General features: G+C 36.3%; 11 protein-coding genes. 1 reads left to right on the top strand and 10 read right to left on the bottom strand.

Going from position 1 to position 12,713, the window contains the following annotated elements; all coding sequences use genetic code 11:
- Window positions 1–54: 54 nt before the first annotated feature.
- From CCK98_RS07105 to CCK98_RS07060, 10 genes are all read right to left on the bottom strand, one after another.
- Window positions 55–3,300, bottom strand: a complete 3,246-nt coding sequence (locus CCK98_RS07105) for a hypothetical protein (RefSeq protein WP_088085928.1) — start codon at window positions 3,298–3,300, stop codon at window positions 55–57.
- Window positions 3,297–4,709, bottom strand: coding sequence for a glycosyltransferase (locus CCK98_RS07100; RefSeq protein ID WP_088085927.1), 1,413 nt, complete (start codon window positions 4,707–4,709; stop codon window positions 3,297–3,299). The genes CCK98_RS07105 and CCK98_RS07100 overlap by 4 nt, the downstream gene beginning before the upstream one ends.
- 3 nt (window positions 4,710–4,712) lie before the next feature.
- Window positions 4,713–5,750 carry a HEAT repeat domain-containing protein gene (locus tag CCK98_RS07095; protein ID WP_088085926.1) on the bottom strand — a complete coding sequence of 346 codons (1,038 nt, stop codon included), beginning with the start codon at window positions 5,748–5,750 and terminating at the stop codon, window positions 4,713–4,715.
- A 1-nt stretch (window position 5,751) separates the two neighbouring features.
- Window positions 5,752–6,174 (bottom strand): PleD family two-component system response regulator, encoded by a 423-nt coding sequence (locus CCK98_RS07090; protein ID WP_088085925.1) that lies wholly within the window; start codon window positions 6,172–6,174, stop codon window positions 5,752–5,754.
- A gap of 246 nt (window positions 6,175–6,420) precedes the next feature.
- On the bottom strand, window positions 6,421–7,224 hold the full coding sequence (gene proC / locus CCK98_RS07085) for a pyrroline-5-carboxylate reductase (RefSeq protein ID WP_088085924.1): 804 nt from the start codon (window positions 7,222–7,224) through the stop codon (window positions 6,421–6,423).
- Window positions 7,225–7,237: 13 nt separating this feature from the next.
- Window positions 7,238–7,750, bottom strand: a complete 513-nt coding sequence (locus CCK98_RS07080; RefSeq protein ID WP_088085923.1) for a DUF3189 family protein — start codon at window positions 7,748–7,750, stop codon at window positions 7,238–7,240.
- Window positions 7,751–7,862: 112 nt separating this feature from the next.
- A complete protein-coding gene (locus CCK98_RS07075; protein WP_088090331.1) occupies window positions 7,863–8,261 on the bottom strand; it encodes a cytidine deaminase in 399 nt (132 codons plus the stop codon).
- 25 nt (window positions 8,262–8,286) lie between these two features.
- Window positions 8,287–8,457 (bottom strand): DUF1427 family protein, encoded by a 171-nt coding sequence (locus CCK98_RS07070; RefSeq protein ID WP_088085922.1) that lies wholly within the window; start codon window positions 8,455–8,457, stop codon window positions 8,287–8,289.
- Between the two features lie 23 nt (window positions 8,458–8,480).
- Complete coding sequence (gene deoC, locus CCK98_RS07065; protein ID WP_088085921.1) at window positions 8,481–9,155, bottom strand: deoxyribose-phosphate aldolase; 675 nt, start codon at window positions 9,153–9,155, stop codon at window positions 8,481–8,483.
- Between the two features lie 128 nt (window positions 9,156–9,283).
- Window positions 9,284–10,225 (bottom strand): sugar-binding transcriptional regulator, encoded by a 942-nt coding sequence (locus CCK98_RS07060; protein WP_088085920.1) that lies wholly within the window; start codon window positions 10,223–10,225, stop codon window positions 9,284–9,286.
- 284 nt (window positions 10,226–10,509) lie between these two features.
- On the opposite strand from CCK98_RS07060, the gene CCK98_RS07055 reads away from it, so the two are divergent.
- Entirely contained in the window at window positions 10,510–12,684 is a 2,175-nt protein-coding gene (locus tag CCK98_RS07055) for an MMPL family transporter (RefSeq protein ID WP_179195732.1), read from the top strand.
- Window positions 12,685–12,713 lie beyond the last annotated feature (29 nt).

Raw genomic sequence — 12,713 nt, 5'->3', positions numbered from 1 at the left:
AGATAAGAGATTTAAAAGAAACGCTGGCTCTTTGCCAGCGTTTTAATTTGTATTCTAACCATCCTTAATTTCCGTCGTTCGAAAGGCCTCTTTCATGATTTCATAGGATTTTTTCAACCGTTCATAAAAGGCTGGCTCCTCCCACTTTTTCCAACTGTAGAAAAATGAATCAGTTTGATGCAGCTGATTATTAGTTATTTTAGGAAATGTCTGCTGGACCTTTCCATTCTCAGTTGTCACAATAGCAACCCTAATTCCGCTTGTTTCAACGTTGCTTGATAAGCCACTTTCCCACACATTTCCCATTACTTCTCTTAAACTAGGGTCCTTCACATTTAATAGCTGCCATGGAATCCTTCCTTCGAAAACCTTCTTATCCTTACTAATACTTACATCGGTTAACGAGTCGAATTCTTTATTTTGGGGATTCGCATTCCCAAACTTCAGTTTTCCAGTTTCGTATCCCTCAAAAGGAATGATTGTCTTTGTTGTCGGTATCGTTAATTCCTTATTAAGGGCAAGTCTAATGGGATGAAACACTCCATTATTCTTCTTTCTTACATATGATTGTTCGTCAATCAACTTCAACAGATGAGCATACTGATAATAGTATGTATCATAATAACTATCAACCAATATTCTTGAATTATTAGTTCCTGTAAGTTTTATTAAAAAATCAATTCCATAGTCTGTTTTTATAAAACTCTTACCTGCTAATGGTATATTAGTTTGCCCTTGCTTATTGTTGGTATCAAGTAATAGGAAAGTTCCTTGGTTACCAAAATCAACGGGACGATTATATTTTAGAAGAAAATATAAATACCCATTATCCGAAGAAAACCGAACTTCCTTTAAAGTGTCTTTCTTATTTTTGGTAAGATAACTTTTCCTAACTCCAGCTAAGTCCCAATCCTTTGAGACACCGTCAACAATGATTTCTTGTTCCTTTTTTCCTGGTTCAAAACCTTTTAAACCAAAATGCTGTTCATTTGTTTGCATGTTATTCCAGTATGGCCTTCGATCTGGGTTATCAAAATCCATAGTGTTCCAAGTCCGTTTAAACCATTCATCCTGCCAGGCGAAGACAAGCCCACCCATATATCCTTCTGAAACAATCGATTGATATAGATACTTATTAATATTCCCTTGTTCCTCTTCCGAACGAAACCCTTGGTTCATCCCATAAGCGTTCTTATGGGTTAAGCCTCTAGAAGCCGGCACACCAAATTCAGCAACAAGTACTGGCATTTGATGGGCAGCACGCAGTTCATTCAGATAGCCGGCATAATTGTTTTTCTTCCCAGTCTTATCAACATAGTTAAGGTACGACTCTTCAAAGTTTAGAAAGTCAGGATAGTATGGGTATATATGGTAGGATGCAAATAAACCTGAAGAAAACAACTTGGATGCTTTAATATGATTGGGATTAACCGATACCATGTCCTCATTCTCAAGCGGTTCAGCAGGATGCTTTAACATATCTGTAGTTAACCAGTTAGTAAAACTCATCGAATGCTGCCACATGTATTTATCGGCTTCATACTCAGCAGCATAGTCCATTAAACCAGCCAGCCAGACTTCAAAGGGATTTGCCCTTTCCGTTTTAAAGTAATCCCCTTTAAATTGACCGATAGCTGAATGCTTTTCATTTGTGTTCATAACCATCGCAGGATCCCATTCTGTGCCGACAATTATTCCGAGGACATATTTTGAAATGTCATATTTATAAACACCAGAAGCATGACCAGACCGCTCAGGAAGCTTAGCCTTTCCATGGATAATATCAATCATATTTTTAATTTCCAGCTTCGCATCCTCTAGATTAACTTTGGCAAAGGCGTCTTGGGTTTGAATGAGATTTTCCTCATTAACCCAGGTACCATGAAATAGAAAGAGCGGCTTTTTAGCAATTTGGTTATATTCATAAAAGGCTTCATAAAATTGTGGCGGGTGAAGCGTATAAATTCTGATGGCATTGGCATTCATTGCGCCAATTTCTTTAAACCATCGGAAGTATTCTTCCTTGGTAATTGCCGTCTCCCCAGGAAAATATCCTGGCTTTCCAATCCCCATGTTCACGCCCTTTATTAACAGATTCTCCCATTTCCCATTCTTTTGAACCTGTATATAGGAATCTCCTGTTTGGCTATTTGACTTTATTCCATCACGGTCTGTCACTTCTACTTTTTCTTGATTCGCTATGTGGTGCAAGCCATTTTCTAAGATGTCCTTCATCATTGGAACGTATGTTTCCCAATAAAAAGACTCGTTTGCTCCAACATTCCTTTTCCATGTATCCAAGCCCTTTGTTTGGTAAATTTCAGGAACTTCGGATTCGTCTGCATAATCTCCTGAGAAATAATAGGAGGAATACTTAGCATTTTCGTGATAAATAACTGCAGGAAAATGGGATGGGATCCCATATTCTTTTAGCGTTTCCTTTGCTTGCTTTGATATTGGCAGCTGATAAGCTGCAAATATTTCATCCTTATCTTTAGCATCTATAATGTCGAACCAATAGGTATACTTCCCATGAATATCGCGTGTAAAATGTTTCTTTCCTGTATCTGTTAATTGAAAAAGAAGCCCCTCATCATGAACATCCTTTTTCCCTATTACAACTACATAATTATTTTTACTGACAAAAACGAATCCCTCACCAGTAAAGGACCATTTCTTATTTTGTTTCTCATAATTCTCCTTTACCCATTCAGGTACTTCCGTACTTTTAAGGTCCGAAAAAAATCGTCCAATCCAGCCAGACCATTCTACATTTAGTAAATTAGAAATCTCAGCTTTGGCGGTTTCTGATGTAGGGCTCGCAAAGGTATTAAATTCAGCTATTAATGTTTTTCCCTTTGACTGGATAAGTGCTTTTTCAATTAGATTGACTTCGCTTGATTTAAGTCCTCCGTATATTTTTTCGGATCTTTTTCCCGACAGATTCTGTCCGAAAAACTCTTCTTTATAAACCCCGTATTGGTCTGTTAAATAGATAACATCATATTTTTTTAAGTCCTTAGGCAGGGGGGCAATCGTATATTTCTGTCCTTCTTTTGGTTCAAACCCCTTATAGTCATTTATCACCGAATATGGTCTTTGTCCATTTTTATAATATTTAGCATTGTTTAATATCCAAACAAGCCCCTTATGTTCTCTGTAGGAAGGATTTGGCACAGTCTTGTCGATAATTAATACGTTTAATTTTTTTACAGGCTGAATTTGCCATAGCCAAAAGGGGCAAGTCAATATAATAAAAAAAAGTATTGTATAAATGATTAAATAGACTTGTTTTTTCATTCGGAAACACCTTTTCTCTTCATTTCTCCCCAACTTCTATCCCCAATTATCATTTGCCATATTCCCTCGCATCGCCAGAGCACAGTCATAGGCCTGTACCATATAGTTTCAGTTAAAGAGTATAAAAATAGCTTGATGATATCTGTTACTTTTGGATACCTTGTTAAGCTCCATTCTTCTAAAAGAACAGCGGTCATTGAAAAAATAGACCCATATAAACAGGAAAGAAGAAACAACAAAATAGAAAATTCAACATAGATCCCGCCCAAAAATAAACAAAGGATCATAAAAAGATATCCTAATAATTCAATAACAGGACCCAAAAATTCAACAATCCAGAAGTATGGAAAAGATATAAGACCAATCGATCCGTATTTTGGATTAAATGTTATCTTTCTATGAGTCCATAAACTTTCAAACAGTCCTCTATGCCAGCGTCTCCTCTGCCTGCGTAAAAATGTAATGTCTTCAGGAACCTCAGTCCAACAAACTGGGTCAGGAACATAAACAATCTTTTTCTTTGTTTTCTTTTCTTTTAAGAGTCTATGAATCCTCACGACTAATTCCATATCTTCCCCAACCGTATCTGTTTTATAACCACCTGCAGCAATCACCCAGTGCTTGGAAAAAACACCAAACGCCCCAGAAATGATTAATAAAAGATTGTGGCGACTTAAGCCAATTCTCCCCATCAAAAAAGCTCGTAAATATTCGATGATTTGCATTACGACCAATGGTTTATTGGATAACCCGATTTTTTGAATATGTCCGTTAATGATTTGGCAGCCATTCGCGATTCGAACACTCCCACCTGAAGCAACAACTTCTTCATTTGAATCTATTATAGGCTTCATCACTTTTAAAAAGGCATCTGGCTCAAGAACTGAGTCGCCATCTAAAGAGCAAAAATAAGGGTAATGGGAAAAGTTAAGACCGACATTAAGCGCATCCGCTTTTCCCCCGTTTTCCTTGTCAATAAGAAACAAATTTGATAAAATGTCTGACTGATAAATTTTGCCAATTGGTTTTGTTTCCACCTGTTTTCTAACCACTTTTTTTATTTCCTTCATACCATAGTGTTCAATCACTTTTTCAAGTGTATGGTCAGTTGACCCATCATTTACCACAACCACTTCAAATGTAGGATAATTAACACTTAATAATGAGCGTACACTCTGAACAATACCTGCTTCTTCATTATAAGCAGGTACGATAATTGAAACTGGTTTGGTATAAAATTCATCCGAGTAATCTTCATAAGCTTGAACTCTGTCTAGTTGGTATTCCTTCCGAAGCTGAAAAAAGGAAATAACCAAAATAACAGAGTAAAAAGAAATGACAACTACCATATAAACTGCTATAAACCAAGCAAAAACAGTTACAACATCTCCCCATTGCAAAATTATCATTATTTATACCCCTTTATGAAGCCATTCCCAGGCCATGTCCTTGGCAAATGCATCCTTTGATGTTTCAAATACTTCCCGCAAAATCTCGTGCCCATTTGGAAATTGACAGATTGATTGGCCGGCCTGCGATCGAACCCACCATGTTTGATCATGTAAAAGTTCAATCAATCTCGATATACCTTTTACTTCTTTTAATGAACCCACAAGTTTAGCGGCTACCATTCTTTCTTCCCACTTGGTGGAATATAGAAGTTCTAAATAGGGATCTGGATTTTTTACATAACCAATTTCCGATAATGCCTTTAAGGATCTCAGCTTGATTTCCCCTTTATAGTTGCAAAAAATATTTTCAAGAAAAGATAAATAATTAATCTCCTTTTTCATCGAAATTACATCAAGAATTGCTTTTTGTAATGGTGGGCTGCTTTTATGAAAATGTAGAATAAACTGTTCAAATTGTTGTTGCTCGAGGCGTATTAAGATATGACGATACTCGAATTCGGATAAAGAATTGTAGTGGATTGTCAGCATTTCAAATAAATTTTCATATTGGAATAAAGCTAGGATTCTCAAGGTATGAATAAGTTCTTCATGGGAAATTCGTTTTTTCTGGGATAGCTTATGTATATCATCGATAAGTAGGCTTAGTTTGAAATCCTCAATATGATAGAGGGTATTCATCCGTTGACTCCACTTTTTGCTTTTAAGCTGCTTATGATAATACTCTGCTAAATACATGGATGCTAATTCTGATAAACGTTTCTTTTCATCCTCACCCTCTAAAACTTTACTATACATGCTTAGAAGTTTTTCGGTGGCTTTCCGTTCAAGAACTGATTTAGGATTCATTCCCCTAGAATATCCTCCCTCCATAAGCATCGTAAAAAGGATGGATTGATAATTTTCTATATATTGTTCAATCGCCTTTCTGTTTTTAATATCTATTGCTTTTCTTATCGTTAAGTATATTAGTAAAACCATTAATAACCCTAAAATGGTTATAGTTAGAATTGTTAGGAAAAATAACTCATTTCTCAGCATTTTATTTCATCCCTTTGATTAACCGTTCTATCCTAGATTGAAGTTCTTTAATACTAAAAGGTTTGGTCATATAATCATCTGCTCCAAGCTTTAATGCACGTTCAATGTCTGTTTCACTTTTTCTCCCTGTCAACATAAGGACATGAATAATTCTTCTATTTTCTATTTTTTTTACTTTCTGGAGGATTTCGATTCCATCCATGACAGGCATGACACCATCTAGTATTAAAAAATGATCTCCTTTTTCCGCTAAGCGCTTAGATTCAAAAAATTGAAGACCATTTTCAAATGCCTCAAGGTTCAGTTCGTAATGATTAAAATCCATTACCTTAAGTATTCTCATTAGTATTGTTCGAATAATCGCATCGTCATCTATAACCGAAATGAACAAGGTTTTTTTTTTAATTTCATTAAATAAGCCCATAAACGCTCTACTCCCTGATTGAAAATCATTCACTTTTGATGAACAGACCTTCTCGGTATTTGATTCATTGCTTTTACTATTCCCTTTTTTTCTAACAGTTTGAATGTATCTAAAGTTTATTATTAATAAAACCGTGTGTCACGAGTAAAATACAGAAAGTGTCGAAAAATAATATTTTTTGTCGAATTTCCCTGATTTTGAAAGTAGAAAAAAGGGATCCATCAAATTGGATCCCTTGAGTGCTGCTTATATAAGATTTTTTACTTTATTTGTGCAGTTGTCCATTGCTGCCAATATCGATCCTCTAAATTGCTTTTCCTCAAGGGTAACAACTGCTTCAATCGTTGCACCGCCTGGGGTACATACATTATCCTTAAGTTCACCAGGATGTTTTCCAGTCTCAAGAACCATTTTTGCTGCACCCAGTACGGCTTGAGCAGCTAGTCGATAAGCCTGATCCCTAGGTATTCCCTGCCTTACTCCTCCATCTGCCATAGCTTCTATTAGCATATAAACATATGCTGGTGAGGAACCACTGATTGCAGGTACGGCATCCATTAGTTTTTCATCTAGACGTTCGGTTTTACTAAAGGTGTGGAACACACTCTCTATCTCATTTATCTCGTTTTCGGAGAGATATTCATTTGCACAAATTGCACTCATTCCTTCTCCGACCACAGAAGGAGTATTGGGCATTGTTCGAACAACCTTTACTTGGAATCCAAACGACTGTTCAATATCTATTAATGTAATTCCGGCTGCAATCGTTACAATGATTACAGACTGCTTTATATCATTTTTTATTTCTTTTATGACAGTGTCATAGAGATCAGGTTTAACTGCAAGTATGAGTATGTCTGCAAACCTAGCAACGTCCCTATTATTTAATGAAGTAATAATACCGTATGCTCGTTCAATTATTTCAATCGTTTTTTCTGTATTCGCACTAGCCATGATGTTTTCTTTTGGAATCATTTGTGAATTTACAATTCCCCCCATCATAGCCTGAGCCATTTTTCCAGCTCCAATAAAACCTATTTTTTTCTTCATGTTAACTCCCCACCTATTTATACATTTCATTCTCCAGTACGATTATATTTTCTGCGTACGTAGTTCTCCCTATTTCTTTTGTATTTTCAACCAACCTATATATATTATCACAACATTGTTTTGCACCAATAACTAATAACGGCACACCGATAAAATCAATTTTTAAACCTCTTGAGAAAAATCCCCCCATGGACATTGCAAAAGGTACCGTTGGTGAAGTATTGGAGAAGACAATTTTCTCATCAAATTTAAATTTCTCTTGCAGCAACAAACACATTTCTTTTAATGCAGGAACCACATATTTGTTCCTTTTCCGTCCGATAGTGTATACAGAATGTCCATCTTCATCGATCCCATGGAAAATAATTTTCCCAAAATCGGCTTTTGTTAATTTATTAAAATATTTCACATTTAATATTTCTTCTTTCGTAAGTTTCCGTTCAGATTGTGGTAAATGTTTTAAGTGATAAGCTGCAGCTAAAGAAGTTGTATGTGTCCCACCAAAATCATTATAGATATAAATCATGGTATCATCCTTTATTTTTACTATGTATATTATGCACAATTAAGCAACTGCCAATTCCTGTTACAGTCCAAAGCAAAAAAGAAGTTTACCACAAAGGATAAACTTCTTTTACTTATTTATTTAAATCTTTAGGTGAAAAAGCTCCTGGAAGTAAGTCTTTTACTTTGAGTTTTAAAATATCACCCTTTAAGTTTGTTAGCACTACTTCCATTTCTGCATCACAAAGTTCTGAAATCACCTGACGGCAAGCCCCACAAGGTGAAACTGGCCCTTCAGTATCCGCCACAACAACGAGCGAATCAAATTGTTTTACACCCTCAGAGTACGCCTTAAACAAAGCCGTTCGTTCAGCACAGTTCGTCATGCTGTATGATGCATTTTCAATGTTACAACCATGATAAACTTGACCATCCTTTGATAATAGGGCTGCACCAACTTTGAATTTTGAATATGGTACATAAGCAAACTCTCTCGCTTTTTTCGCTTCAACGATTAAGTCGTTTTTTTCCATCATGTTCACACTCCGCCAAGGAAATTTAATGCTGAACTATTTTTGTAATCCATTCAAGCAGGACGCCGCCAAAATACACCCCGAAAACACCAACGACAGCCGAAAATACTGGAGGTGCAGGTAACGGAAGCTTTAAAAATTTAAACAACATACCAACTATTAATCCGGCAATTAATGCCATTATTACGTCTCTCATCCAATAAACCTCACAATAGTTTTTTAGTAATTGCTTAAAGATTGCTCACCTTTACTGATTGAAACACCAGAACTTGCACCAATGCGAGTTGCTCCAGCTTCTACCATTGCAATTGCGTCTTCACGACTGCGAACCCCACCAGAAGCCTTTACGCCAATTTCAGGTCCGACTGTTTGGCGCATTAAGCGAATATCCTCGACTGTTGCACCGCCTGTAGAAAAACCAGTAGAAGTTTTTACATAGTCTGCCCCAGCTTTTACAGAAATTTCACATGCTCTTATTTTTTCTTCTTTTGTTAACAAGCAAGTTTCGATGATTACCTTTACCAATGCTTTTCCCTTTGCAGCCCCCACAACTGCAGCAATATCTCTTTCAACCAAATCATCTTGCTTATCTTTAAGCGCAGCGACGTTAATCACCATATCTATCTCGTTTGCACCGTTATCAATGGCATTTTTTGTTTCAAATGCTTTTGTTTCTGATGTAGTTGCCCCAAGCGGGAAACCAATGACTGTACATACTTTCACTTCTGGGGTATCTGCAAGCATTTTAGCTGCAAAATTTACCCAAGTAGGATTTACACACACCGATGCAAATAAATATTTTTTCGCTTCTTCAACTAATTTTCCAATTTCTTCTTTTGTTGCATCTGCTTTTAATAATGTATGATCAATCATCCTAACAACATTTTGAGTCATAACCAATCTTCCTCCCTGTTTCCTGTAAATTTATATAAAGATTTTAATGGCATTTATCACAATGTAACTATATCAAACGCATTGAACATTTGTAAATACATTTATGAACAAATGTAAAAATTAATTTTTTAATTCTTATCAAGCAAGAATTGTGCTGTATATTGATCCGTTACGAGCACATTGGCGTACCCGCCTTTTAATGCTCCGTAAATTCCCTCAATTTTATTCGGACCTCCGGCTACAAGAATGGAATGGTCCTTTTTCTTTAATTCATTAAGATTTACTCCCAGTGTCCTTTCATTTAGGCTCTCGTTGCATACTTCTCCAGATTCATCAAAAAAACGCGAGCAAATATCACCGACTGCCTTTCCATAAAGAGACTTCAAGTCACTTTCTGTAAAATAACCTAACTGAAATAGTAAAGAGTTGGTTTTAATTGGACCAATCGTAAAGAGAGCAATATTGGCCTGCCTTCCTAGCTCGAGGATTTTTCGAATATGGCGATCAGCCTCCATTGCCTGTTTTACAACGACATGATCGACAATTGCAGGAAGCGGTAGGTTATGGGGAGTTGTATGAAAGGCCTTGCCAAAAAGATATAAAATCTCCGATGCATAGGTATTTGTTTCAGCGTGGCTAACACCGCCCTTTAATTGAACAACCTTTACCCCTTTTACAAATTTCTGCTTGAGTTCAACCGCAACATGGTATAAAGTTGTTCCCCAAGTCACCCCAATTATGTCGTCATCCTTGACAATTTCATCAAGATAAACAGCAGCTTTTTCACCTAGATAATTCTTTATGATGTGATCTTCATATTGTGGAATCGAAGCGACAACCGCCTTTTTAAGATTGAACTTTTGTTCAAGCTTCATCGCAAGATTCTCAACATCTTCTGTAGGATCCAAAATATTGATTTGGACAATACCATCACTTTTCGCCTGCTGTAATAGACGGGATACAGTAGGGCGGGAAACTCCTAGCTTCTTGGCAATTTCGTTTTGATTATAATCCAATAGATAATATAACTTTGCTGCTTCAATGACTTTCGCTAATTTTTCACGATCCACTGCTATCACCCTATGTTTTAATATTTTCTTAATTGTAACAAAAAAAACAAATGATTTCATTTATATTTTACATTTGTAAACACCATCTTGAATTTAATTTCAAAATATTTAAAAGTGGGCTTTATTAGGACGGTGAATTTTCATCATCTAATATGGGGAACATTTATTAAGATATTTATCTGAGTTGTTGACAATACAAAAAGACATGAAAAAGTCATCCGCTAATCATCAGTTCTTCTGTATACTGAAATAAGGAAAATGATTCCTTTTGAGGAGGCGATACATTGCAGAAATTAGGAGGATATATATACCGTAAACGTAAATGGGTACTCGTATTTTGGATTTTTATGATCCTGTTATTAGGATTTTTTGCATTAAAATTACCTTCAGTTCTTAGTGGAAATGGTTTTGAGTATAAAGGCGAATACAATCATACACGTAAACTCCTCGAACAAGACTTTGGACATCCTAAATCCTCCATTATCCTTGTGTTTGAAAAAGATAAAACGGTTAGTGACGACAATTTCAGGAAGTTCATTCAGGATATATTTGAAAAAATAACGGCTATTCATGACAGTGAACAAATGATTCTTCCTTTCGATCAGGACGGGATGGTAAAGGATAATTATGCCTATGGACTTCTTACTTTTAAAAAGAAGGCGGAGAATCTTGGAAAAGAAATTAACCAATTAAAAGATGTACTTGAAAATAAAAAGGGCTTAAAGGTCACCATGACTGGTGAACCAATTATTGTTCAAGACCTAAATACTGCGAGTCAGGAAGATTTAGCAAAAGCGGAAATGATCGGTTTGCCGATTGCCTTAATCGTTCTTATCCTAGCGTTCGGAGGTCTTGTTGCTGCCTCGCTCCCGATTGTAATCGGTGTTGTTTCGATATTATGTACAATGGGAACCGTTTACTTTTTTAGTTATGGTGCTGATTTAACCATTTTTATATTAAATATTGTTCCAATGATCGGGTTGGCACTGAGTATTGATTTTGCTTTATTGTTTATCAATCGATATAAAGAAGAACTAAAAACCAACTCCATTCAGTCTGCACTTGAAATAACAGTTTCAACCGCGGGACGATCCATCATCTTTTCCGGCCTTTGTGTTTTTATTGGCTTATCGGCTCTTTGGTTTATCAAAATTGATATCTTTCAAAATGTTGCGCTAGGCGGGATGACCGTAGTGTTAATTTCTGCCGTTTGTGCATTAACCTTTCTTCCTGCATTGCTTGCCATATTGGGAACCAAGATCAACAAATTAAGTATACTGCCCTTGGCAGACGAGCAAACAAGTATATGGTACCGATTTGCTAAGATTGTGATGAGGCGCCCTATTCTTATGACAGTTGCAGCCCTTGTTATTCTTTTGGCAGGATTGATACCTCTTAAACAAATGGTTTTAGCAATTCCTGGTACTGAATCTCTGCCGCCAAATTACCCTTCACGAACCGCTTTGGAAGTATTTAAGGAACATTTCGTGGCAAAAGAAGAACGCGATGAGAAAAAAGTGACGATGGTCCTAGAAACAAAAGGCAGCATTCTTGAAAAAAACAATCTTGAAAAAGTAAGTGAAGTGATAAAAAAACTTGATAACGAGAGGCTCGTAAATTCTATAAACTCACCATTTTCAGCCACAGGATTACAGGATGTGGACCAACTTTATCAAGTCCTCACCATTGGGAAAAATGCCAAGATGGCTCCTATTTATGATTACTATATTAGAGATAATAAAATGCTTATCGAGGTGTATTTAAAAACAGGCGAACATTCTTCTAAAGCAAGACGATGGGTAACTGATTGGTCTAATAAAGATTTAGGCTTAAAAGCTTCGTTTGGCGGACCCATAAAATTTGAGCAAGAAATTTTTTCGGAAATATTCCAAAAAGCTCCCTACGGATTCTTATTGATTGTCATTTCTACGTTTGTAATATTAATGGCAGCTTTCCGCTCGATTCTAATTCCATTGAAAGCCATCCTAATGAATGTGTTAAGCCTGGGCTGCACCTTCGGAATTGTTGTCTGGATTTTCCAGAAAGGTCATTTAGGAATCACACCAGTTGATATTGCCTTAATTTTACCTGTGTTTGTTTTTACACTTGTGTTTGGTCTTTCAATGGATTACGAAGTATTTCTCATCTCGAGAATACAGGAATTCTATTTAAAAACAAGAGATAATAGTGAGGCTACAATTTCTGGTTTGACTTATACCAGTAAAATTATTACCTCAGCCGCTGCCATTATGATTGTCGTTACTGGTGCCTTTGCTTTTACTGGGGTTATGCCTGTTAAGCAATTAGGGGTGGGAATTGCCACTGCAATTTTCATTGATGCGACGATTGTGAGGATGGTCTTGGTGCCAGCCTTAATGAAGCTGCTTGGCGATTGGAACTGGTGGTTTTTTGGCAAAAAAAATAAAAGACTACATAGATCAAGTAAAAAGCCAGCGTAATTTGGCTGGCTTTTACGTTAATTAGCTTT

Origin of the sequence: Bacillus sp. OV166, from assembly GCF_900177675.1 — a bacterium.
Lineage (GTDB): Bacteria > Bacillota > Bacilli > Bacillales > Cytobacillaceae > Neobacillus.
The sequence above is the reverse complement of the archived record's forward strand: the minus strand, read 5'-3'. Positions and strand labels throughout refer to the sequence as shown.

Excerpts from the sequence above, each read along its gene's own strand:
- CCK98_RS07070 (WP_088085922.1), bottom strand. The coding sequence starts at position 8,457 with ATGAGAGACGTAATAATGGCATTAATTGCCGGATTAATAGTTGGTATG.
- CCK98_RS07080 (WP_088085923.1), bottom strand. The coding sequence starts at position 7,750 with ATGATTTATATCTATAATGATTTTGGTGGGACACATACAACTTCTTTA.
- deoC (WP_088085921.1), bottom strand. The coding sequence starts at position 9,155 with ATGACTCAAAATGTTGTTAGGATGATTGATCATACATTATTAAAAGCA.
- CCK98_RS07090 (WP_088085925.1), bottom strand. The coding sequence starts at position 6,174 with ATGGGCTTATTTAATGAAATTAAAAAAAAAACCTTGTTCATTTCGGTT.
- CCK98_RS07095 (WP_088085926.1), bottom strand. The coding sequence starts at position 5,750 with ATGCTGAGAAATGAGTTATTTTTCCTAACAATTCTAACTATAACCATT.
- CCK98_RS07105 (WP_088085928.1), bottom strand. The coding sequence starts at position 3,300 with ATGAAAAAACAAGTCTATTTAATCATTTATACAATACTTTTTTTTATT.
- CCK98_RS07100 (WP_088085927.1), bottom strand. The coding sequence starts at position 4,709 with ATGATAATTTTGCAATGGGGAGATGTTGTAACTGTTTTTGCTTGGTTT.
- CCK98_RS07075 (WP_088090331.1), bottom strand. The coding sequence starts at position 8,261 with ATGGAAAAAAACGACTTAATCGTTGAAGCGAAAAAAGCGAGAGAGTTT.
- proC (WP_088085924.1), bottom strand. The coding sequence starts at position 7,224 with ATGAAGAAAAAAATAGGTTTTATTGGAGCTGGAAAAATGGCTCAGGCT.